This window comes from Ruegeria sp. BHSB172, from assembly GCF_059613165.1.
In genome coordinates this window covers 25825-49209 of the sequence record NZ_JBXWRZ010000003.1, presented here as the reverse complement: position 1 = coordinate 49209, position 23385 = coordinate 25825, and the positions used below count along the sequence as shown (strand labels likewise).

Here is a 23385-nt window from a genome sequence, read left to right as displayed (position 1 = left end):
CGCGCCCAAACCGGACTGTCAGGTGCGACCAATCATTTCGGACGAAGAATTTTCTGCATCAGCACAAGATCCAGCCATCGGCCCCATTTGAACCCCACCTCGGGCATGCGCCCGACCTGCGTGAACCCCAAAGCCGAATGAAAGGAAACCGCCGCTGGATTCTCGGCCGAGATCCCCGCAACCAGAACATGAACCCCATCCGCCCGCGCGACCCGTTCCAGAGCCTCCATCAATCTTCGACCGCCCCCCTGCCCCTGCGCCTGCGGGTCCAACATGATCGTGTGTTCACGCGTGGCGTCATAGCCGGGACCGGTGCGAAACCGGCCATAGGTGGCAAACCCGACCACTTGGTTCCGCCATTCGGCAACCTGGAACGCCGGCCCTCGCGCGGCGATGTCCTCGGCAATACTGGCCGGGCTGCGCTCTTCGGTAGTAAAGGTCGCCAGGGTGTCCCGAACCACCCGATTGGTGATCGCCGCGATCGCCACCGCATCCCGGGTCCGAGCCGGTCGGACGATCATTCCAGCACACGCACACCGTGGGGTGTATCGAACTCGGCCCGCAACGCGGCCGGCCCGGTGTCGAACACAACCCGATCAAGCTGACCTAGCAATCGCGCCATCGTCAGCGCGTCCGGATGAAAAACGACCAATCGTCGAAGATGGCATCTACTGGCTTGCAACATCCCCGCCGGGTGCAGATCGCCCTGCCAATGGATCAGCGCCGGGAACAGATTGTCAAATGGCAACCGGCCCGACTCTGGAACGGCCATCTTCCACCGCAAGGCGCCCCGTTCAAGGTCATGGACCTGCCCCACATCAACCGAAAACGCATCCAGATCGGCCTGCAAATCGGAAACCCGACAGATCCAGTTGCTCAGCTTGGGCGGCCCTGCGAACCGATCCAGATCAAACCAACGCGGCCGCCCGGGATCGGGGGCCTGCGGGTCTACCGCAATCGCCTCAAGATAAAGGCCTTCGTCCAACCCAAGCAGATAGTTGTGCGTGCCGAAGGCCGCGTGCTTGCCGCCCCGCGCCATCTGCACGCCCAGCGCTTGCTCAACATGGGCCACGGCCTCCTCCAGCGTCGCAGCGGCCACTGCAAGATGATCCAGTTCCATGACCGAGCCTCCACCTCCCAGCCCCTACCTCATGCCACCTGATATCACGAAACACCAGGCCCACACACTTCATCTGGCCCTAAATATCCTCGGGGGTGAATGTACGAAGCCGCAGGCATCGTGCAGAGGGGGCAGACAGCCCCCCTTGCACCTGGGATCAGCCGCGGGCCTCGCGGATCAGGCGCAAGATGTCCTGCGCCGCCTCGGGAATGTTGGTCCCCGGACCGAAGATCGCCTTGACCCCATGATCATACAGAAACTGATAATCCTGCTGGGGGATGACACCACCGCAGATAACGATGATATCCTCGGCGCCAGCCTTCTTCAGTTCTTCCACCAATTGCGGCGCCAGTGTCTTGTGACCTGCCGCCTGGCTCGAGATGCCAACCACATGCACGTCGTTGTCGATCGCGTCCTGCGCGGCCTCGGCCGGGGTCTGGAACAGCGGACCGACGTCCACGTCGAAACCGATATCGGCGAACGCGGTGGCGATCACCTTGGCCCCGCGGTCGTGACCGTCCTGGCCCATCTTGACCACCAGAAGACGCGGGCGGCGGCCCTCTTCCTCGGCAAATTCCTCGATCGATTTCTGGATGGCGGCAAAGCCCTCGTCACCTTCGTAAGCTGCGCCATAGACACCAGCCAGCGTTTTCACTTCGGCCCGATGACGGCCGAATTCCTTTTCCATTGCCATGCTGATCTCTCCTACGGTTGCGCGGGCACGCGCGGCCTCGACGGCAGCGTCCAGCAGGTTGCCCCCCTCTTTCGCGCGCCGGGTCAGTTCGTCCAACGCGGCCTGACAGGCGGCCTCGTCCCGGGTCGCGCGGATGCGTTCCAGCCGGGCGATCTGCGCCTCACGGACGGCCTGGTTGTCGACCTCGAGGATCTCGATCGGGTCTTCCTTTTCCTTGCGATACTTATTGACGCCGACGATCACCTCTTCGCCGCGGTCGATCATCGCCTGGCGGCGCGCGGCGCTTTCCTCGATCCGCAGCTTGGGCATGCCGCTGGCCACCGCCTTGGTCATGCCGCCCATCTCCTCGACTTCTTCCATCAGGGCCCAGGCCTTTTCTATCAACTCATTGGTCAGGCTTTCGACGTAGTAGGAGCCCGCCAGCGGATCGACCACGTTGGTGATGCCCGTCTCTTCCTGCAGGATCAGCTGGGTGTTGCGGGCGATCCGGGCCGAGAAATCGGTGGGCAGCGCAATCGCCTCGTCCAGCGCATTGGTGTGCAGCGACTGGGTGCCGCCCAGAACCGCGCTCAGCGCCTCATAGGCCGTGCGGATCACGTTGTTGTAGGGGTCCTGCTCCTGCAGCGACACGCCCGAGGTCTGGCAGTGGGTGCGCAGCATCTTCGAGCGTTCGTTCTTGGCCCCGAACTCGGTCATCACCCGGTGCCATAGGGTACGCGCGGCGCGCAGCTTGGCGATTTCCATGAAGAAATCCATGCCGATGGCAAAGAAGAACGACAGGCGGCCTGCGAACTTGTCCACGTCCATGCCGGCGTCGATGGCCGCGCGGACATATTCGCGCCCGTCGGCCAGGGTATACGCCAGCTCCTGCACCAGGTTCGCGCCGGCTTCCTGCATGTGGTAGCCGGAGATCGAGATCGAGTTGAACTTAGGCATCTCGTTCGAGGTGTATTCGATGATGTCCGAGATGATGCGCATCGACGGTTCCGGCGGATAGATATAGGTGTTGCGGACCATGAACTCCTTCAGAATGTCGTTCTGAATGGTGCCCGCCAGGACCGATTTGTCGTGGCCCTGCTCTTCGCCGGTGACGATGAAATTGGCCAGGATCGGGATCACCGCACCGTTCATCGTCATCGAGACCGAGACCTGATCCAGCGGGATACCATCGAACAGGATCTTCATGTCCTCGACGCTGTCGATGGCGACACCGGCCTTGCCCACATCACCCACCACGCGCGGGTGGTCGCTGTCGTAGCCGCGGTGCGTGGCCAAGTCGAAGGCCACCGACACGCCCTGCTGACCGGCCGCGAGGTTGCGGCGGTAGAAGGCGTTCGATTCCTCGGCCGTCGAGAAGCCGGCATACTGGCGGATGGTCCACGGGCGGCCTGCATACATCGTGGCCCGCACCCCTCGGGTGAAAGGCGCGAACCCCGGCAAAGAATGCATGTGCGGCAGGTCGGCGGTGTCGTCCTGCGTGTACAACGGCTTGACAGCGATCCCTTCCAGCGTTGTCTTGGTCAGGTCCTCGACGGGGCGCCCCCGCAGTTCCTTTTCGGCCAGCGCGCGCCAGTCCTTCATATCGGTCATGTCGATATCCTCTGTTCCAATCCTGTTTGCGCGGGCGCGGTCCCGCGATCATGTGTTCCCGTGTGGGTTATCAATTCGGCAAGGCCGTCGGCGCCCGAGGCCAGCCAGGCGAGATCGTCGGCATAGTCGATGCACAGCTTCATGGCCTGCTGGGCGTTCAGCCCATGCCCGGCCGGCCGGGATGTGCCGTTGAGCGCAAAGCGCCGGCCCGTGTCCGGCACGGACAGACCGGTCAGAACCTCAAGCTGTGCGTGCTGTTGCCCGCAGAACTCCTCGAAGGGCAAAACCAGAAAAGGAATGCCCGGGAACGCACGGCTCAAATCCGCGATGACATTGCGCCAACTCCGTTTGCCGTTTGCGATGCGTTGCCAGCGCTCGGGTTCTATCGATGTGTTCTTGCGGGTCAGCAAATAATCCGCAGCCGACGCCCAGTACATGTCCAGCGACCTGATGTTCAGCGCAATCTTCGAAACCCGTCCGCCAAAGGCCTGGGCCAGAAGCTGCCCCCGCTCCAGTACATTTGGATACAGCGAGGCGTAGGCGAAGTTCCGAACCATGGAACCGATAAAGTTCTCTTGACTGATCAGAACCTGCCGAGCGCCCTGGCGTCTGCATGCATCCAACTCCTGGTGCAAACCCGCGCAGATGTCGGGCGTCAGTTTGTCGAGACTGTTGAGACCATTGGACTGCGTGCGTTCAGGCCCCCAGTACACTAGCCCCTGGTTCTCCAGTCCCTGGGCATGTGCGGCCATGAAACCTTGAAAACTCGTCGTGGCGCACCGATGCGCACCGCAGTGCAGAATCACTTCCATGCCAACACCCCGCCACCAGGAAACTCCATCCGGTTGGATTGGTGCCTGCCGCGATCACGCAATCGTTGCGCTGCTGCGCATGCTTTTTTGATGCCCAAAGTCATTTCGTCGGTCGCATTCGCCGGGACAAAGGCTATATTCAGGATGACGGGAGACGCAATGACACGCTTGATTACCTTGGTTTTTTCAGCACTTTTGCCCCTCGCCGCCTGGGCGGCGGACGGCGCGGCCGCGGAAGAAGACGCCTTCATCCGCCCCGCCGGCGACAGTGAGCTGAGCGAGTTTCTCTGGACCCACCGGCCCATCGTGGTGTTTGCAGACACCCCGGCCGATCCGCGGTTCCAACAGCAGATCGAGATGTTGAAGGACGGCGAAGACATGATGCGCGAGCGTGACGTCATCGTTCTGACCGACACCGACCCTTCAGCGCGATCCCCAATCCGGACGCAACTGCGCCCGCGCGGGTTCGCGATGGTCTTCGTCGACAAGGACGGGGTGGTGAAACTGCGCAAACCCACGCCGTGGAGCGTGCGCGAGATCAGCCGGTCCATCGACAAGACCCCCCTGCGCGAGCGCGAAGTCCGCGAGCGGCGCGAGGGGCGCTGACGACTCAGACCCGCCCGGCAGAAGGGGTCTGCCACCCCCGCACCATCCGCACCGACGGTGCAGATGGCGACAAAACGGGCAAAACCCACATTTCCCGGGCAAGCGCACATGGACGTTATTCGAACTCCATGATCACGTCATCGACGGCCAGGCTGTCGCCCGGACCGGCATTGATCTTGGACACCACCCCCTTGCGCTCGGCGCGCAGGATGTTCTCCATCTTCATCGCCTCGACCGTGCACAGCGCCTGACCTTCCTGCACCTCTTGCCCGACCTCGACATCGATCTTCACGATCAGGCCCGGCATCGGGCACAGCAGCATTTTCGAGGTGTCTGGCGGCAGTTTCTCGGGCATCAGCTTGGCCAGTTCGGCAGCGCGCGGCCGGCGCACATGCACCTTCAGGTCCGCCCCCCGGTTGCGGATACGGAACCCGCCCGAGATCTTGCCGACCTTCAGCACAAGTGGGCTGCCGTCCACGTCAAGAACCGCCAGCTGGTCACCGGGTGTCCAGTCCGAGCTGACGCGCAGGGCGGCGCCGTCCTCGAACTTGACCGTAGCACCGTCGCGGTCTGCATTCACCTGCACGGCATATTCCTGCCCCTGCAGCGTGACCACCCAGCGCTTGCCGACCTTGCGTTCGTGGTTGTCCATCCGGCCCGAAACGCGAGTGCGGCGGATCTCGGCCACCCGGTGCATCGCCGCGCACGAGGCCGCGATTCGGCGCAGGTCGCCTTCGGGCAGTTCGACACCGTTGAACCCATCGGGATATTCCTCGGCGATGAAAGCGGTGGTCATGTCACCACTGACGAATTTGGGGTGATCCATCACCGCCGACAGGAACGGCAGGTTGTGGCCGATGCCTTCAACCTCGAAACTGTCCAGTGCCACGCGCATCGCCTCGATCGCCTGCTCGCGGGTCGGCGCCCAGGTGCACAGCTTGGCGATCATCGGGTCATAATACATGCTGATCTCGCCGCCCTCAAAGACGCCGGTATCGTTGCGCACGGCTGTCTCGCCACTGGGCGCATCGCCCTGCCATTTTCCATTTTCCAGCAGCGGGCCCGCGGCCACCTCCTGCGGCGGACGATAGCGGGTCAGCCGCCCGATCGAGGGCAGGAAGTTGCGATAGGGATCCTCGGCATACAGCCGGTTCTCGATCGCCCAGCCGGTCAGCTTGACGTCGTCCTGGGTGATCGACAGCGGCTCGCCCGCGGCGACGCGGATCATCTGTTCGACCAGATCGACACCGGTGATCAGCTCGGTCACCGGGTGCTCGACCTGCAGGCGGGTGTTCATTTCCAGGAAGTAGAAATTCTTGTCGCCATCCACGATGAACTCTACCGTGCCCGCGCTGGCATAGCCCACGGCCTTGGCCAGCGCCACGGCCTGTTCGCCCATCGCACGGCGGGTCGCCTCGTCCAGGAAGGGCGACGGGGCCTCTTCCACCACTTTCTGGTTGCGACGCTGGATCGAGCATTCACGCTCGCCCAGATAAATGCCGTTGCCGTGCTTGTCGCAGAGAACTTGAATTTCGATGTGGCGCGGTTGCGTCACGAATTTCTCGATGAAGATCCGGTCATCGCCAAACGAGCTTGCGGCCTCGTTCTTGGACGACTGGAAGCCTTCGCGCGCCTCGTCGTCGTTCCAGGCGATGCGCATACCCTTTCCGCCGCCACCGGCACTGGCCTTGATCATCACCGGATAGCCGATCTGCTGGCTGATCTTCACCGCCTCGTCCGCATCCTCGATCAGGCCCATGTATCCGGGAACGGTGCTGACATCGGCCTCCTGCGCGATCTTCTTCGAGGTGATCTTGTCACCCATCGCCTCGATCGCCCCTTTCGGAGGGCCCACGAATACGACGCCTTCGGCCTCGAGCGCCTCGGCGAATTTCGCGTTTTCGGACAGGAAGCCATAGCCGGGGTGAACCGCCTGCGCGCCGGTCTGGCGGATGGCGTCCATCACCTTGTCGATCACGATATAGGACTGGTTCGCCGGCGGGGGGCCGATGTGAACCGCCTCGTCGGCCATTTCCACATGCAACGCGTGCTTGTCGGCATCCGAGTAGATGGCGACAGTGCCGATTCCCATTTTCCGAGCGGTCTTGATGACCCGGCAGGCAATCTCGCCTCGGTTGGCGATCAGGATCTTGTTGAACATGGAACGTCCTCTGTCTTTGTGTTCTGGACAAACGAAAACGCCGCTGCCGGGCTGGTGCCCCGCAACGGCGTGTCGTCAAATGGTGGACGGGACGGCGCGCGCCCCGCAATGAAGGTTTCAGTAACAGTTGTTCTGGGTTTTGCAGTACAGCACATTGCCCGCCGCGCCGACCGCGGCCCCGACGATCGGGTCCGCGCTGACGACGGCGGCGCCGATGGCCCCGACTCCGCCACCCAGGATCGCCTGTTCTCCGATTGTTTCACCGCAGGCGGTGATGCCGGCGCATGCCGCCAACGCAAGAATGACTCGTGAAGCTCGCATTCGATCTGCCCCTTTTGGTTTCTTGACGAACTGCCGTTCAGTTGCCCGAAACCGGGCCTGCTATTCAATATCAGACTTGCCCCACAGGGATCCTGCGCAGGATTTTGCCGCGAAGGGCGCGCCGGTGACGAGGAGAAGACCGCGGACAGGTCGAACTGGGAAGGATCGGCCTGCCCGCGGAAGGAAGGGGTACGGAATAGTAGGTGCTTGTGCGACGCAGGCAAAGTCGAGCCGCACGGCCCCATAATTCTGCATTGGACAATTTTGATCACCAAGCGTTCATTGTTTCCAATTTCATTTCCGGCTGAAACCTGCCCATGCGCTGCGCAGGCGCGCGAATTTGCGCCGAAGGGACTGCGTCCGCGCTGCAGGATCACGGCGCGCGCACCGGCCCCGGGCAGACAGTCCATTGCCAACCCGCGCGTATGGTCCCGGGTCAGATATGTGGCACCCCGATCCACCAGCTAGGCCGCTCCGTCGAAGATGTCGGGAAATGACTGCCGCGCAACATCGACATCTATTTTCAACAACGCGTCATAACTGGCAGGATCAAACGGATCTTCGGCCGGAACGACTTCGCGGCCGAACAGCCAGCTCAGGCGACCGGCATCCAGATTGCCGCGCTCGAACGGCTGATCCCCGAAATGCTCCCACAGGGCCTCCATGAAAGCCGCGTCGGCGCGACGATCGGCCGGTTTGCGATCACGGAACCGCTCGCGCCGCGTTAGGGGCGTAACCCCCTTGGGGTTTGCGCGCCGAATCGTGAACTGGAAATCGGTGCCGGGCAACCGGCCGGGAAAACCGCGGTGTTTCAACATGGCGGCACCTGGGCCGCGGTCAAGCGAATCCGGTGCGGGCGTCCGCATCGGGAAGAATGGGTCATGGGCAACTCCAAAGCCGCAAGAGTGCAAAGTTGGGCTCGACGCAGATGAATCGGGCGAGTCATGGTCAAAGCTCCTCCCAGATACAGGTGGATCGTTCCAACCGGTAGGCTTCGAAAAACTGGGTTGCGTCCGGGGCGACATCCCCGAACTGAATCGGCCTGTCGGACAACGAAATCACCACCCGCGCAGGTTGCAAATCGTGATGCGCGACATAGGGAACGACCAGCGTCTGGCACAGGTGCAGCATGTCCTTGGCGGCCACGTCATAGCCGATGCGCCCCACCTCGCCCCCAATCTTGGGTGCGATGAACCGGAACCGAAGCCACAGCTCGCCAGGGTTGTTGTCCAGCAGGACCTCGCTCAACTCGACCGGTTGCCCCGAAGGTACGGGCAGCTGGTTGCCCGGCTGCGCCTGAACGGGGTCGGCCAACCCCCAAACCAGAACGAAAAGAGCGCGACCTCGGACCCGCTGTGGGCGGGCTCCTCCTTCCGAGGTCGCGTGCGCAAGGCAGCCTGCCTGCGCGGTTCTGTTTCGGGTCGGGCGGATCATGATATGGTTTTGCGGTGTCGGTCAATCCTGAATGTCTGGCGGACAAGGGGCCTGCGCCCCGCAACCTACAACGGAATGTTGTCGTGTTTTTTCCACGGGTTTTTCAGCTGCTTGTTGCGCAGGCTGGCAAAGGCCCGTGACACCCGGCGGCGGGTCGAATGCGGCATGATCACCTCGTCAATGAAGCCACGCTCGGCCGCCACGAAAGGATTGGCAAAGCGATCCTCGTAATCCTTGGTGTGCTGCGCGATCTTTTCTGGGTCGCCCAGATCGGCGCGGTGAATGATTTCGGTGGCGCCCTTGGCCCCCATCACCGCGATCTCGGCGGTGGGCCACGCATAGTTGAAGTCGCCACGCAGGTGTTTCGACGCCATCACGTCGTAGGCACCTCCATAGGCCTTGCGGGTGATGACGGTCACTTTGGGAACGGTCGCCTCGCCATAAGCAAACAGCAGCTTGGCGCCATGCTTGATGACCCCGCCATATTCCTGGCTGGTGCCGGGCAAAAAGCCCGGAACGTCGACGAAGGTCAGGATCGGGATCTCGAAACAGTCGCAGAAGCGCACGAATCGCGCGGCCTTGCGGCTGCTGTCGATGTCCAGACAGCCGGCCAACACCATCGGCTGGTTGGCCACCACGCCCACGGTCTGCCCCTCAAGCCGGATGAAGCCGGTGATGATGTTCTTGGCGAAATCCTCCTGGATTTCGTAGAAATCGCCCTCGTCCGCCACTTTGACGATCAGTTCCTTCATGTCATAGGGCGTGTTGGGGTTTTCCGGCACCAAGGTGTCCAACGACATCTCGACGCGGTCCGGCTCGTCGAAGAAGGGGCGAACCGGGGGCTTGTCGCGGTTGTTCAGCGGCAGGAAGTCCACCAGACGGCGCACCTCGGCCAGCGCCTCGACATCGTTCTCGAAAGCGCCGTCGGCTACGCTGGACTTCTTGGTGTGCGTCGACGCACCGCCCAATTCCTCGGCGGTGACGACCTCGTTGGTGACAGTTTTCACCACGTCGGGGCCGGTCACGAACATGTACGAGGTGTCCTTGACCATGAAGATGAAGTCGGTCATCGCCGGGCTGTAGACCGCGCCACCGGCACAGGGCCCCATGATCACCGAGATCTGCGGCACTACGCCAGAGGCCATGATATTGCGCTGGAACACCTCGGCATAGCCCGCCAGCGAGGCGACACCTTCCTGGATTCGCGCCCCGCCCGAGTCGTTGATGCCGATCACCGGCGCGCCGTTCTGCATCGCCATATCCATGATCTTGCAGATCTTCTGCGCATGCGTTTCCGACAGAGAACCGCCGAACACGGTAAAGTCCTGGCTGAACACATAGACCATGCGGCCATTGATCGTACCCCAGCCGGTGACGACGCCATCTCCGGCAGGTTTTTGTTTTTCCATACCGAAATCGGTGCAGCGGTGGGTCACGAACATGTCGAACTCCTCAAAGCTGCCTTCGTCCAGCAGCAGCTCGATCCGTTCGCGTGCCGTCAGCTTGCCGCGGGCATGCTGCGCGTCGATCCGCTTCTGCCCCCCTCCCAGGCGCGCGTTCTCGCGGCGGTTTTCCAGCTCGGCCAGGATATCCTTCATCTCGATCGTCCCCTGTGAATTTTGCAGGGACAATATAGACAGCTCTGCGTCACCCAAAGCCCTTTTCGGCAAATTTGCAAACCATTGGCAATGCGCGGCAACTAAATTGCAAATTGGCTAACCTCACCAGTGCGGCATGGCCTTTGCGCGACCTTCGATCTAAGAGTGAACCATGCAGTTCAGATCCACCTCCGCTGATCGTTCCCCTCCGACACTTGCGACACTGGTCCTGCTGTCCGGCCTTAGTGCGCTCAGCATGAACCTTTTCCTGCCCAGCCTGCCCTTCATGGCAGAGTATTTCCGGGCGGACTACAAGATCATGCAGTTGTCGATCGCGCTGTACCTGCTGGTCAATGCGGTGCTGCAGATCGTGATCGGACCGATCGCGGACAAGGCCGGTCGGCGGCCGGTGCTGCTGTGGGGGTTGGCGCTGTTTCTGCTGGCGACGCTTGGGTGCATCTATGCCCCGAATGTCGAGACCTTCCTGACCTTTCGCATGGCACAGGCGGTCATCGTGGTCGGCATCGTGCTCAGCCGGGCTGCAGTACGGGATATGTACGATCAGGATCAGGCCGCCTCGATGATCGGTTATGTCACCATGGGCATGGCCGTGGTCCCCATGATCGGGCCGGCCATCGGCGGCATTCTCGAAGAGAGTTTTGGCTGGAAAGCCAATTTCTGGTTGCCGTTCGGGCTAGCGGCGCTGGCGCTCGGGCTGACCTATCTGGATTTCGGGGAAACTTCGGCCAAAAGCGGTAAAACCCTGCTCCAGCAGTTCCGAGAGTATCCCGAACTGCTGATGTCGCCCCGCTTTTGGGGGTATTCGCTGTCCTCGGCATTCTCCTCGGGGGCGTTCTTTGCCTATCTGGGGGGCGCACCTTTTATCGGTTCGGAACTATTCGGCCTGACGGCAGCCCAGGTCGGCATCTATTTCGGCGCACCGGCGGTGGGCTATTTCTTCGGCAACTTCATCAGTGGGCGCTTCTCGGTCCGCTTTGGTGTCAACCGGATGGTGCGCTGGGGGTGCTGGCTGAATGCCATCGGGGTCGCCCTTTCGGCGGGCCTGTTCCTTTTGGACAAAGGCTCGGCGCTCAGCTTCTTCGGCTTCATGACCTTCGTAGGCCTCGGCAATGGCATGTCCATCCCGAACGCAACCGCCGGCGCCCTATCGGTGCGCCCACACCTGGCGGCCACCGCCTCGGGGTTGAGCGGAGCGATCATGCTGGGCGGCGGGGCGGCACTCAGCGCGCTGGCTGGAGCCCTGCTGACGCATGAAACCGGCGCGATGCCTCTGCTTTGGTTGATGCTCGCCACCTCGGTCCTCGCCATCATCGCCATCAGTTCGGTCATCTGGCGCGAAAGGCAAATCGGCTTGTGAGAGACTTGCGAGGCGTGCTTTGCAAAGTTAGACTGGCCAAACAGAATAATTGCAAAGGCACCCAATGGCCACTCAGAAACTCTATGCTGGCGCCAAGCTGCGCGAAATGCGCACACGCCTGACCCTGACGCAAAAGGAATTCGCCGCCAAGCTGGGCGTGTCCCTGCCCTACCTGAACCAGATGGAGAACAACAACCGGCCGATCTCGACCACCGTCGTTCTGGCGCTGGCGCAGGAATTCGGCATGGACGTGACCGAGTTGAGCACCGGCGACAGCGAGCGTCTGGTCTCGGACATGCGCGAGGCGCTGGCCGATCCGGTCTTTGCCGATGCCACGCCACCGCTGGCCGATCTGCGCCTGACGGCCTCTAACGCCCCGGCCCTGGCGCGGGCCTTCATCGAACTGCACAGAGCCTACAGGCAGACCCACGAACGGCTGGCCTCGCTGGACGAAGCACTGGGCCGCGAGGACGCGCGCATTCAGGCCAGCCCCTGGGAGGAAGTTCGCGATTTCTTCCACTATTGCGACAATTACATCGATGCGGTGGACCGCGCTGCTGAACGCTTTGCCGCCCGAGCCGACGGACCTGGCGGCATTCGGCAGGCCGCGCTGGAAAGCCTCGCAGAGCGCGGCATTCAGGTCACATTCGAGGATATCCGGGCCCTGCGCAGCTATGACGGTCAGACCAAGACCCTGCGCCTGTCATCGCGTGCGGCGCCGCAGACGCAGGTCTTTCAGTTGTTGCTTCAGGTCGCCCTGATCAGCCAGGACAAGCTGCTGGAGGCCACGTTGGATTTTGCCAAGTTCCAAAGCGGCGAGGCCCGCGCAATCGCCAAGATCGGGCTGGCGAACTACTTTGCTGGCGCATCCCTGATGCCCTATGGCGCTTTTCTGAACGCTGCCAGGGACTATCGGCACGATCTGGAATTGCTCAGCAACAGGTTCGGCGCCTCGATCGAGCAGGTGGCCCACCGTTTGTCCACGCTGCAGCGTCCGGGCGCCAAGGGCATTCCGTTCTTCTTCGTGCGGGTCGATCAGGCGGGAACGATCACCAAGCGCCACTCGGCCACGCGGCTGCAATTTGCGCGGTTCGGCGGGGCCTGCCCGCTGTGGAACGTGCACCGGGCCTTCGAGACTCCGGGCCATTTCCTGCGGCAGCTGGCCGAAACGCCGGACGGGGTGCGCTATATCTCGCTGGCGCGGGACGTGTCGAAATCAGGGGGGTCCTTCGGCGCGCCGGTGCGGCGCTATGCCATCGCGCTGGGATGCGAGGTGCGCCACGCCGAGGCGTTGGTCTATGCCGATCATCTCGACATCAACAATGCCAGCGCCTATGAGCCGATCGGCATTTCCTGCCGGATCTGCGAACGCAAGACGTGCCACCAACGGTCGGTGCCGCCGCTGGAACGGCGCCTGACAATCGACGCGAACAGCCGCGGCACTCTGCCCTACGAGGTGACATGAAAATACGAGGGGCGGGTCGGTCACCCGCCCCGCGCGGTGTCAGGCCGTGGCCTTGGACAGGATCGCCCAAATCTCGTCCTTCAGCGCGGCGCGTTTCTTGCGCAACTCGGTTTCGGCCAGTTCCTCCATCGGTTCGATATTGGTTTCGGCGCGATGCACCGCCCGGTTGACCTCATGGTATTCATCCGCCAGTCGGGCGAAATGCGCGTCCGACTGTTTGAGCTGGCTCATCAACTTGACCTTGTCGGGAAATTCTTCGGCCAGTTCATGTGGCGTATGTGACATATGTTTTCGCTCCTTGTCTTGATATTGCCATCAACGTCTAAAGCCTCTGATCAGATTCATCTTTGACGCGGATCAAGATGCGGATTGTCTGGCAGACTTTTTCACTGCCGCGCAGCGCGCCATCCGGCCGCGCGCGCTTCTGCGGGTGAGCAGAACCAGCGTTCGCCCTTTGCCAGGCTGATCCTGGTGCGCGCATAATGCCTTTGTCCGGGCATGTGATAGATTCGCACGCCCTTGGATGAAATGTTGCCCTTGATGTCGCAGCCCTTGCTGGCGACCTTGCGCTTTTGCCCGCGGTACAACCAGGGCGCCTGCACCGTTCCGGCGTGCAGGCCGACCCCCGCGGCGGCGGCACGGTTTTCGTCGGCGATGTAGTCAACCGAGTATTTTCGATAGGCGAAGGCCAGACCAGCCTGCACCAACATTGCGCCGGCATCGGCGCCCTGCACCGTGCAAGACGCGACGACCCGGCCATAGCGGTCGGTATCGCGCCGCATGCAGACCGCTTGCATGTCGCCGAAATTCTGCCGGACCACATGCGTGACCCAAGCGCCGCAAGACCAGATCGCTCCGCTTAGGTCCTCGCAGGTCTGGTCGAGTTCAGGCGCGTCGATCCCGTGCAGGCGGACACGCAAGCCGCCCACGTCCCACGTATCGGCATCAATGACCTTGATACGGCCCGTCAGCATGTCAGCGGCATTCGCAGTCGCAGCAAAAAGAACAAATGCTAAACAAATTCTTAACATGGGCACGATATGCCCGGCCGGCGCCGGACATTCAACCCATGCTGCTACGAAAGGTTAACGCTGCGCGGTCTGCCAGTTCGGGTGGATCCAAGGCCGGTCATTGGCCCGGGGCAGCGGGTCTTTGCCCAGCAAATGATCCGACATCTTTTCGCCCACCATGATCGACGGCGCGTTCAGGTTGCCGTTGGTAATCTGCGGAAAGATCGAGCTGTCCGCCACGCGCAGCCCATCCACCCCGATGACGCGGCCCTGCGGGTCGACGACCGCGTTCGGGTCGTCGGCCCGGCCCATGCGACAGGTGCCGCAGGGGTGATAGGCGCTTTCGGCATGTTCGGCGATGAAGGCGTTCAGTTCTTCGTCGGTCTGCACGTCAGCGCCGGGCTGGATCTCCTTGCCCGCATAAGGCTTGAACGCGTCCTGCCCGAAAATCTCGCGGGTCAGGCGGATGCAGGTACGGAAATCCTCCCAGTCCTGCTCGGTGCTCATGTAGTTGAAGCGGATCACCGGCGCGTCCTCGGGCTTGGCCGAGCGCAGCGTCACCGCCCCGCGCGAGGGTGAGCGCATCGGCCCCACATGCGCCTGGAAGCCATGACCCTCGGCTGCGGCCTTGCCGTCATAGCGTACCGCGATGGGCAAGAAGTGGTACTGGATATCCGGATACTCGACCCCTGGCCTCGAGCGGATGAACGCCGCGCTTTCAAATTGGTTCGACGCGCCAAGGCCGGTCTTGGTAAACAGCCATTGCGCCCCGATCAGGCCCTTGCCGAACAGGTTCCAGTACTTGTACAGCGTGATCGGCTGCAGCGAGGCCTGCTGGATATACAGTTCCAAGTGATCCTGCAGGTTCGCGCCCACGCCGGGCCGGTCGGCGACCACGTCGATGCCGTGCTCGGCAAGATGCGCAGCCGGTCCGATCCCCGACAGCATCAGAAGCTTGGGCGAGTTGATCGACGAGGCCGCCAGCACCACCTCGCGCCGGGCGCGCACGATCTGCGTGCGGCCACCACGGATCAGTTCGACCCCGGTTGCGCGGCCATCCTCGATCACCACGCGCGTGGCGAGGCCCCGTACGATATCGCAGTTCGGGCGTTTCAGCGCGGGCTTCAGATAGGCATTGGCCGCCGACCAGCGCCGCCCCTTCCAGACGGTCTGCTCCATCGGGCCGAAACCTTCCTGTTTCTCGCCGTTGTAGTCATCGGTCAGCTCGTAGCCCGCCTGCCGCCCGGCCTCGACGAAGGCCTTGAACAGAGGGTTCTTGCGCGGCCCCCGCGACACATGCAGCGGGCCGTCGCTGCCGCGCCATTTCGGGTCACCGCCGTGACCGCCGTCGTGCCAGCTCTCCATCCGTTTGAAATAAGGCAGAACATCCGCAAAGGACCAGCCATCTGCGCCCATATCGGCCCAGGTATCAAAGTCGCGCGCATGGCCGCGCACATAGACCATCCCGTTGATCGAGGACGACCCTCCGATCACCTTGCCGCGCGGGCAGGCCAGCCGCCGGTTGTTCAGGTAGGGTTCGGGCTCGGACTGATAGCCCCAGTCATAGATCGACATGTTCATCGGATAGCTGAGCGCAGCCGGCATCTGAATGAACGGCCCGGCATCGGTGCCGCCATGCTCGATCACCAATACCGAGGCCCCCGCCTCGCTCAGACGATAGGCCATCGCACATCCGGCGGATCCGGCGCCGACGATGACGAAATCTGCTTCCATGGTCGTGTCTCCATTGGCCCCGACCGGTGGCGCGGGATGTCCCGTGCGTTGCCACCAGTGGGTTTTTCTTCAAATCTTGAAAGAGGTCATTCGCCGCGCGGAAAGCGCTGGCTTTCCTCGAGGTTGTCCAGATTCATGTGGTTGCGCATGTAGCGTTCCGACGCTTTCTGCAGCGGCTGGTAGTCCCACGGGTAATAGCCGCCCTGCCGCAGCGCCTCGTAAACCACCCAGCGGCGCGCCTGGCTGGCGCGCACCTCGGCGTCGAACCGGTCCAGATCCCAGCGCGCCTCGGACTTGGCGCGCAAGGTCTGCAGCGTTCCGGCGTGTTCCGGTTTTTCGGCCAGGTTCTCCAACTCGTGCGGGTCGGCCTCGAGGTCGAAGAGCTGTTCGGGGTCCAGCGCGCAGCGGTTGTATTTCCACTTACCATAGCGCATCGACACCAAGGGTGCATAGGAGGCCTCGGCGGCGTATTCCATCAGGACCGGCGCCGTCCGCTCGGCGCCATTGGCCAGCGGCACCAGGCTTTCGCCATCGGTCCACGGGGCGATCTCGGCCATGTCCACACCCGCCAGCGCGCCCAGCGTCGGGGTCACATCGACGGTCGAAACCGGGGTGTTGATGCGGCCGGCCGGCATGCCCGGCGCCGAGATCATCAGCGGCACCCGGGCCGAGCCTTCGTAGAAGTTCATCTTGAACCACAGGCCCCGCTCGCCCAGCATGTCGCCGTGGTCGGAGACGAAGAGGATGATCGCCTCTTGCCGGGTGGTTTCCAGCACATCGAGGATCTCGCCGATCTTGTCGTCCAGGTACGAGATATTGGCGAAATAGGCCCGGCGCGAGCGGCGGATGTCTTCTTCGGTGATGTCGAAACTGCGCCAGTCATTGGCGTCGAATATGCGCTTGGCGTGCGGGTCTTGGTTGTCGTAGCCCAGATCCGGGATCTGCGGCAGCAGGTGCTCGCAATCCTCGTACAGGTCCCAGTACTTTCGCCGCGCAACATAGGGGTCATGCGGATGCGTGAAGCTGACGGTCACGCACCACGGACGGTCATCCTTGCCACGGGCCAAATCATACAGCTTGGCCTTGGCGTGAAATGCGACCTCGTCGTCATACTCCATCTGGTTGGTGATCTCGGCCACGCCGGCCCCGGTGACCGAGCCCATGTTGTGATACCACCAGTCGATGCGTTCGCCCGGTTTGCGGTAATCCGGGGTCCAGCCGAAATCGGCCGGATAGATGTCGGTGGTCAGGCGGTTCTCGAACCCGTGCAACTGGTCGGGCCCAACAAAATGCATCTTGCCCGACAGGCAGGTGTAATAGCCCGCGCGGCGCAGGTGATGGGCATAGGTGGGGATGTCGCTGCGGAACTCGGCCGCGTTGTCATAGACCCCCGTGCGCGAAGGCAACTGGCCGGACATGAAGCTGGCCCGCCCCGGCGCGCACAGCGGCGAGGCCGTGTAAGCGTTGGCAAACCGCGTTGATCGCGCGGCCAGTTTTTTGAGGTTGGGCGCGTGCAGCCACTCGGCGGGACCGTCGGGAAAGAGGGTTCCGTTGAGCTGATCCACCATCAGGATCAGAATGTTGGGTTGTGTCATTTTTCGGCCTCGAGCAAGGTCGTCAGGACGCGCATGGCGTGGGAAACGGCCAGTTGCGGTTCCTCGGGCGCGGAAAGAGCGGCGCGGATGTACAGACCGTCGATCAGGGCGATCATGTTCTCGGCCGCCTCGACCGGGTCCCTCATCAACGGGCGCAAAGCATGGATCAGGTTCGACCGGATCCGTGCCTGATAGATCTGCCACAGGCGCAGCGCGTCATCGTTGGTTTGAGCTAGGACGTAAAAAGTCATCCACGCGGCGATCACGTCGGGGGTAAAGCAGGACGGCGCAAAACAGGCGCGGATGATGGCTTGGGCGCGCTGGTCCGGCGGGGCGGATTTCAGCTCCGACCGGGCCTCGGCGCCGAAATCGCCCAGGATGCGGCGCATGGCGGCCAGGAATATCTGGTCTTTTCCGCCGAAATAGTGATGCGCCAACGCACTGGACATGCCGGCCCGCTTGGCAATCTGGCTGACGGTCACATCCAGCGATTTCTTCGCGCCCAACTCGGCGATCGTCGCCCTGACGATAGCATCGCGCCGGATCGGCTCCATTCCAAGCTTCGGCATACGCGCCCCCAACATGACCCATGTCGGAAAAACGCTAAGACCTTTTTATTGACTCGTCAATCAATAACGGGAAGGCGACCACCGTCAAAGCTTGGGCGCAAGGCTGGGCGGCGTCAAGCCGCTGCGGTTCAGCACGGCCTCGCGCCAAGTGATGAAACTGACCGCCCCCAGGATCAAGGTGCCGCCAGCGACCACCCAGATATCCACACCTTCGTGAAAGACCAGCGCGCCCAGCAGGGTGGCCCAGATCAACTGCAGGAAGGTGACCGGCTGAGTTACGGCGACGGGTGCGGCCTGCAGGGCCAGTGTCATGAAGTAATGCCCGGCCGTGGCAAAGCTGGCGATCAGGAACAGCACGCCGATGTCACGAAGGCTGGGCGGCGTCCAGACTGCGATCGCAAAAGGGATCAGGAAGATCGTCGTCCAGATCGACAGATGTGCCACCACGACCGAGGGCCGCACATCCCGCACCATCGCCTTGGCCAGCAGGTATGACCCCCCTAGCATCAGCGAGGTGCCCAGCATGGCCAGGTGGCCTGCGGAAATCTCGCGAAATCCCGGCCGCAGGATGATCGTGGCCCCGATGATGGCCACCAGCACGGCGGCGATGCGGCGAAAGGCCATGGTTTCGCCCAGAAAAAGCGCGGCACCCAGCGTCACATAGACCGGGGTAAGATAGTTCATGGCCGTGACCTCGGCCAGCGGGATGCGGGTCATGGCAAAGAACCACAGCATCACGCCCACCGCATGGATGGCGCCCCGGACCGAAAACAGCGTCAGGTTGCGGCGGTTCAGTCGGGTCGTCAGGATGGCCCGCGCGGCCGGCAGCAGGAACACGAGACCCAACGCATAGCGCAGGAAGGCGGCCTGGATCGGGTCCATCGTGGTGCCCAGCGATTTGACCAGGGCGGTCATCCCGACAAAGGACAGGCCGGCAGTGAACATCCAGAACATGCCGGCCAGGGGCCGGGATTGGGCGGCGAGAGCTGTCATGGATTTGGTTGAACACCGAAAGCCGCTGGGGAACAAGCCCTTACATCGCCACCAGTTTCCACGCGATGGCCAGCATCACCAACCCGATCAGCAGGTCTAGGACCTGCCACGCCCGCGGGCGGACGAAAATTGGCGAAAGCACCCGCGCCCCGTATCCCAACGAAAAGAAAAACACGAAGCTGGCCGACATCGCCCCCACCGCGAACCCCAGCCGGTCGGGATATTGTGCCGAGATCGACCCGATCAGCACCACCGTATCCAGATAGACATGCGGGTTCAGCCAGGTGAAGGCCAAAACCGTCAGCAGTGCCGCCCGCAGGCTGGTGCGCTGTCCCTCGGCCAGTTCCAGTGCCGCTCCGCCACGCCAGGCCGAGGCCAAGCTGCGCAGCCCGTACCACGTCAGAAACAGCGCACCGCCATAACGCATCATGGGCTCGAACCAGGGGGCGGCCTGTGCAAGGCTGCCAAAGCCCGCAACACCGGCGGCGATCAGGATCGCATCCGAGATGGCACAGGTCAGGCACAGGGCAAAGACGTGTTCGCGCCGCAGCCCCTGGCGCAGCACGAACGCGTTCTGCGCACCGATGGCCAGGATCAGGCTGAAGCCCAGCGCAAAGCCCGAAAACATGGATGCCGTCATGGAACCTCCTGTGTCGCAGGTGTTGACTACAGCCCGAGTGGCCTTTTATCAAATTAAAGATGCTAATTATAAATTAGAACTTCTAATGGAAATCGACCGGAATCACCTGGCGGCGCTTGCGGCCATCCTGCGGCGGGGCAGCTTCGAGGCCGCGGCCGATGAACTGGGGGTCACCCCTTCGGCGATCTCGCAACGGATCAAGGCGCTGGAAGATCGGATCGGGCTGTCCCTGATCCGACGCGGAACTCCTTGCACGGGCACCGAGGCCGGGCAAAGACTGGCCAGACATGCCGAGGATATCGGTCTGCTCGAAGCGCAACTGCGGCGTGAGTTGGCCCTAGATGCAGGGCACGGCCCGGCCCGGGTCCGCATCGCCGTCCCGGCCGACAGCCTGTCGGCCTTTTTCATCGAGGCCATGGCGGCGGTGGACGGAATGCTGTTTGATTTGGAGATCGACGACCAGGACCACTCGGCCGAATGGCTGCGGCGCGGCGAGGTCAGCGCGGCTATCACGGTGGGCGGCCAGACGGTGCCCGGCTGCGCGGCAACGCCGTTGGGAGCGCTCCGGTACCTGCCCACGGCCAGCCCGGCCTTCATCGCGCGCTGGTTCGCAGACGGTGTGACGCCGCACAGCCTCTCTCGCGCGCCTTGCCTGACCTTCAACCACAAGGACATGCTGCAAAAGGCATGGATCGAGACCCGGACCGGCAAGCGCCTGTCGCCACCGACCCATTTTCTGCCTTCGTCGAGCGGCTTTGTTACGGCGGCTGCCGCCGGTCTGGGTTGGGGAATGAACCCGGAACCTCTGGTACGGTCCGCCATTGCCGACGGCCGCCTGTGCGAGATCGAGCCGGACGCCCCGCTGGACGTGCCGCTGACCTGGCAGGTCGGGCGTATTCTGGCACCGGCGCTGACCCCGCTGACCCGCGCCGTGCAACAGGCTGCAAAGCAGGTTCTGAACTGAAAAACCCGGCCCAAGGGCCGGGTTTTCTGGCAACGTGATGCGGTGGCGTCAGAGCTGCGCCATCACCTCGTCAGAGGCTTCGAAATTGGTGGTGACGCGCTGCACGTCATCATCGTCTTCCAGCGCCTCGACCAGCTTCATCAGGCGCTGCATGTCCTCCAGCCCCAGCTCGGTCGTGGTGGTCGGCTTCCAGACCAACTTCGTCGATTCCGATTCACCCAACGTCGCTTCAAGTGCATTGGCGACTTCGTTCAGGTCGGTGTCGGCGCACCAGATGATGTGGCCGTCTTCCGAGCTTTCGACATCTTCTGCGCCGGCCTCGATGGCGGCCTCGAAAATGGTGTCGGCATCGCCCGCGGACGCCGGATAAACCACCTCGCCTTTGCGCTCGAACATGAAGCCGACCGAGCCGGTCTCGCCCAGGTTGCCGCCGTTCTTGGCGAAGGTCGAGCGCACGTTCGATGCGGTTCGGTTTTTGTTGTCGGTCATGGTTTCGACGATGACCGCGACACCGTTGGGGCCGTAGCCCTCATAGCGGATTTCCTCATAGGCCTCGGCATCGCCACCGGTGGCCTTCTTGATCGCGCGTTCGATGTTGTCCTTGGGCATCGACTGCGATTTCGCTTCTTTCACGGCCAGACGCAGACGCGGGTTCTTTTCCGGATCGGGATCGCCCATCTTGGCGGCCACGGTTATCTCTTTCGACAGCTTGGAAAACAGCTTGGACCGCGCGGCGTCCTGGCGCCCCTTGCGGTGCTGGATGTTGGCCCATTTGGAATGGCCTGCCATGTTGCGTCCTCGTAATCGTGATTTGGTATTCGGCGCACATATAGACGTTTGCGGGGCAAAGGATCAAGACACCCACTTGCCCGTCGGTCCGGCGCCGCTATGGTGGCCGAATGACAACGGATCAGATCATTCTCTTTGCACTGTTCATTACCGTATTCGGTCTGCTGTTGTGGGGCCGGTTCCGCTATGACCTCGTGGCCTTCGCCGCCTTGATGGTCGGCGTGATCCTGGGCGTTGTACCGGTTGAAGGCGCCTTTGCCGGCTTCGGCCATCCGGCCACGATCATCGTGGCGCTGGTGCTTGTGGTCTCGGCCGGGCTGGTGCGGTCGGGGGCGGTGTTCCTGATCACCCGCACGCTGGTCGATGCCTCGCGGAGCCTGGGTGCGCATATCGCTCTGATGGGCGGGATCGGAGCCGTTCTGTCCGCCTTCATGAACAACGTGGCGGCGCTTGCGCTGTTGATGCCTGTCGATATTCAGACCGCGCGCAAGGCCGGGCGCCCCGTTGGTCTGTCGCTGATGCCGCTGAGCTTTGCCACCATTCTGGGCGGCATGGCCACATTGATCGGCACACCGCCCAACATCATCATCGCGTCAATCCGGCAGGAGACCCTGGGCGAGCCGTTCCAGATGTTTGATTTCGCCCCTGTTGGCGGGCTGGCGGCCATCGCAGGTCTGGCCTTCGTCGCCCTGATCGGCTGGCGGTTGATCCCAAACCGCGGCGAACAGACCGAGAGTTCGGAGACGCTGGCGGAGTACATCGCTGAACTGACGGTCCCGGCCGGGTCGCCTCATATCGGCAAGCGCGTCGCCGAGTTGGACGAGATGGCCGAGAAATCCGACGTCGCCATCATCGGCCTGATCCGGGAGGGCAAACGCCGCTATGGCCGCGCGGCAAACGCGATCCTTCAGGAAGGCGACGCGCTGGTGCTGGAAGCCAGCCCCGAGGCGCTGGATGAATTCCGCGCCGCGCTGAACCTGGATTTCTCGGATGCCCGCCGGCAAGAGCTGCTAACGGCTGCCGGCGACGGGTTGGAAGTGATCGAAGTCGTCGTACCCGAAAGCGCCCGCATCGCGGGTCGTACCGCACAGGGGCTGGGGCTGGCCTGGCGGCAGAACACGATCCTGATGGGCATTTCCCGCCAGGGTCGGCGCATCACCGAACAGGTCCGCAAGACCGAGGTGCAGCCGGGCGACATTCTGCTTCTGCTGTGCCCGCGCGACCGAGGCGCGGACGTGACCGAGTGGCTGGGCTGCCTGCCTCTGGCCCAACGCGGCCTGAACGTGACCGCCAATGACAAGGCATGGCTGGCCATCGGCTTGTTCGCCGCTGCCGTTCTGGCCGCCAGCATCGGGCTGATCTACCTGCCCATCGCGCTGGGGCTTGTGGTGATCGCCTATGTGCTGACCAAGATCATCCCGATCTCCGAGATCTACAATCAGATCGAGTGGCCGGTCGTGGTTCTGCTGGGCTCGATGATCCCGCTGGGCAGCGCGTTGGAAAGCTCGGGCGGGACGGAACTGATCGCGAATGCGCTGGTTCAACTGACCGACGGCCTGCCGGCTTGGGCTATTCTGACGGTTTTGATGGTCGTGACCATGACGCTGTCGGACGTGCTGAACAACACCGCAACCGCCATCGTGGCCGCGCCGGTGGGCATCCAGATGGCGCGCACGCTCGAGGTTTCGCCCGATCCCTTCCTGATGACGGTGGCGGTGGCCGCCTCGGCGGCATTCCTCACACCGATCGGACACAAAAACAACACTCTGGTCCTGGGGCCCGGCGGCTATCATTTTGGCGACTATTGGCGCATGGGGCTGCCCCTGGAAATTCTGATCGTGGCGGTTTCGGTCCCGGCGATCCTTGTGTTCTGGCCGCTGTGAGGGCTTGCGTGACCGCCGGTCCGCGCGCT

The 23385-nt window shown here is 62.8% G+C and carries 22 protein-coding genes; 5 read left to right on the top strand and 17 right to left on the bottom strand.

The window, feature by feature from the left end; translation table 11 throughout:
* Positions 1–32: 32 nt before the first annotated feature.
* The 4 genes from AC2FM3_RS02315 to AC2FM3_RS02300 form a co-directional block, all read right to left on the bottom strand.
* A complete protein-coding gene (locus AC2FM3_RS02315; protein ID WP_496678749.1) occupies positions 33–521 on the bottom strand; it encodes a GNAT family N-acetyltransferase in 489 nt (162 codons plus the stop codon).
* Entirely contained in the window at positions 518–1120 is a 603-nt protein-coding gene (locus tag AC2FM3_RS02310; RefSeq protein WP_496678748.1) for a VOC family protein, read from the bottom strand. The genes AC2FM3_RS02315 and AC2FM3_RS02310 overlap by 4 nt, the downstream gene beginning before the upstream one ends.
* Positions 1121–1277: 157 nt before the next feature.
* Positions 1278–3404, bottom strand: a complete 2127-nt coding sequence (gene scpA, locus AC2FM3_RS02305; RefSeq protein WP_496678746.1) for a methylmalonyl-CoA mutase — start codon at positions 3402–3404, stop codon at positions 1278–1280.
* Positions 3401–4216: a hypothetical protein gene (locus tag AC2FM3_RS02300; protein ID WP_496678745.1), complete on the bottom strand. Its 816-nt coding sequence runs from the start codon at positions 4214–4216 to the stop codon at positions 3401–3403. Before AC2FM3_RS02300 ends, scpA begins: the two co-directional genes overlap by 4 nt.
* Before the next feature lie 159 nt (positions 4217–4375).
* Here AC2FM3_RS02300 and AC2FM3_RS02295 point away from each other — a divergent pair, with 159 nt between their 5' ends.
* Positions 4376–4822, top strand: coding sequence for a DUF4174 domain-containing protein (locus AC2FM3_RS02295; RefSeq protein ID WP_496678743.1), 447 nt, complete (start codon positions 4376–4378; stop codon positions 4820–4822).
* 115 nt (positions 4823–4937) lie between these two features.
* Here the strand turns inward: AC2FM3_RS02295 and AC2FM3_RS02290 are convergent, their stop codons facing one another.
* The 5 genes from AC2FM3_RS02290 to AC2FM3_RS02270 form a co-directional block, all read right to left on the bottom strand.
* Complete coding sequence (locus AC2FM3_RS02290; RefSeq protein WP_496678741.1) at positions 4938–6983, bottom strand: ATP-binding protein; 2046 nt, start codon at positions 6981–6983, stop codon at positions 4938–4940.
* A gap of 117 nt (positions 6984–7100) precedes the next feature.
* Complete coding sequence (locus AC2FM3_RS02285; protein WP_149774774.1) at positions 7101–7304, bottom strand: hypothetical protein; 204 nt, start codon at positions 7302–7304, stop codon at positions 7101–7103.
* A 464-nt stretch (positions 7305–7768) separates the two neighbouring features.
* Positions 7769–8122, bottom strand: a complete 354-nt coding sequence (locus AC2FM3_RS02280; protein WP_496678739.1) for a hypothetical protein — start codon at positions 8120–8122, stop codon at positions 7769–7771.
* A 130-nt stretch (positions 8123–8252) separates the two neighbouring features.
* A complete protein-coding gene (locus AC2FM3_RS02275) occupies positions 8253–8618 on the bottom strand; it encodes a DUF6497 family protein (protein WP_496678737.1) in 366 nt (121 codons plus the stop codon).
* Positions 8619–8803: 185 nt separating this feature from the next.
* The gene (locus tag AC2FM3_RS02270) at positions 8804–10336 is read right to left on the bottom strand and encodes an acyl-CoA carboxylase subunit beta (RefSeq protein WP_496678735.1); all 1533 of its coding nucleotides are present in this window, start codon (positions 10334–10336) and stop codon (positions 8804–8806) included.
* A 172-nt stretch (positions 10337–10508) separates the two neighbouring features.
* Between AC2FM3_RS02270 and AC2FM3_RS02265 the strand changes: the two genes are divergently transcribed.
* On the top strand, positions 10509–11714 hold the full coding sequence (locus AC2FM3_RS02265; protein ID WP_496678733.1) for a multidrug effflux MFS transporter: 1206 nt from the start codon (positions 10509–10511) through the stop codon (positions 11712–11714).
* 64 nt (positions 11715–11778) lie between these two features.
* Positions 11779–13179: a helix-turn-helix domain-containing protein gene (locus AC2FM3_RS02260; protein ID WP_496678732.1), complete on the top strand. Its 1401-nt coding sequence runs from the start codon at positions 11779–11781 to the stop codon at positions 13177–13179.
* Between the two features lie 39 nt (positions 13180–13218).
* Here AC2FM3_RS02260 and AC2FM3_RS02255 read toward each other — a convergent pair whose 3' ends face one another.
* From AC2FM3_RS02255 to AC2FM3_RS02225, 7 genes are all read right to left on the bottom strand, one after another.
* Positions 13219–13464 carry an HP1242/YdcH family protein gene (locus tag AC2FM3_RS02255; protein ID WP_496678730.1) on the bottom strand — a complete coding sequence of 82 codons (246 nt, stop codon included), beginning with the start codon at positions 13462–13464 and terminating at the stop codon, positions 13219–13221.
* Positions 13465–13565: 101 nt separating this feature from the next.
* Positions 13566–14210 carry a thermonuclease family protein gene (locus AC2FM3_RS02250; protein WP_496678728.1) on the bottom strand — a complete coding sequence of 215 codons (645 nt, stop codon included), beginning with the start codon at positions 14208–14210 and terminating at the stop codon, positions 13566–13568.
* Positions 14211–14264: 54 nt separating this feature from the next.
* Positions 14265–15923, bottom strand: coding sequence for a choline dehydrogenase (gene betA / locus AC2FM3_RS02245; RefSeq protein ID WP_496678726.1), 1659 nt, complete (start codon positions 15921–15923; stop codon positions 14265–14267).
* An 86-nt stretch (positions 15924–16009) separates the two neighbouring features.
* Positions 16010–17518 carry a choline-sulfatase gene (gene betC / locus AC2FM3_RS02240; RefSeq protein WP_496678725.1) on the bottom strand — a complete coding sequence of 503 codons (1509 nt, stop codon included), beginning with the start codon at positions 17516–17518 and terminating at the stop codon, positions 16010–16012.
* Positions 17515–18087, bottom strand: a complete 573-nt coding sequence (gene betI / locus AC2FM3_RS02235) for a choline-binding transcriptional repressor BetI (RefSeq protein WP_496678724.1) — start codon at positions 18085–18087, stop codon at positions 17515–17517. Before betI ends, betC begins: the two co-directional genes overlap by 4 nt.
* An 84-nt stretch (positions 18088–18171) precedes the next feature.
* Positions 18172–19080: a DMT family transporter gene (locus AC2FM3_RS02230; protein WP_496678723.1), complete on the bottom strand. Its 909-nt coding sequence runs from the start codon at positions 19078–19080 to the stop codon at positions 18172–18174.
* Between the two features lie 40 nt (positions 19081–19120).
* Positions 19121–19720, bottom strand: a complete 600-nt coding sequence (locus AC2FM3_RS02225; RefSeq protein ID WP_496678721.1) for a LysE/ArgO family amino acid transporter — start codon at positions 19718–19720, stop codon at positions 19121–19123.
* A gap of 85 nt (positions 19721–19805) precedes the next feature.
* Between AC2FM3_RS02225 and AC2FM3_RS02220 the strand changes: the two genes are divergently transcribed.
* On the top strand, positions 19806–20684 hold the full coding sequence (locus tag AC2FM3_RS02220) for a LysR family transcriptional regulator ArgP (protein ID WP_496678719.1): 879 nt from the start codon (positions 19806–19808) through the stop codon (positions 20682–20684).
* Between the two features lie 48 nt (positions 20685–20732).
* Here the strand turns inward: AC2FM3_RS02220 and AC2FM3_RS02215 are convergent, their stop codons facing one another.
* On the bottom strand, positions 20733–21473 hold the full coding sequence (locus AC2FM3_RS02215; RefSeq protein ID WP_496678717.1) for a YebC/PmpR family DNA-binding transcriptional regulator: 741 nt from the start codon (positions 21471–21473) through the stop codon (positions 20733–20735).
* A 110-nt stretch (positions 21474–21583) separates the two neighbouring features.
* Between AC2FM3_RS02215 and AC2FM3_RS02210 the strand changes: the two genes are divergently transcribed.
* Positions 21584–23356, top strand: a complete 1773-nt coding sequence (locus AC2FM3_RS02210) for an SLC13 family permease (RefSeq protein ID WP_496678716.1) — start codon at positions 21584–21586, stop codon at positions 23354–23356.
* Positions 23357–23385 lie beyond the last annotated feature (29 nt).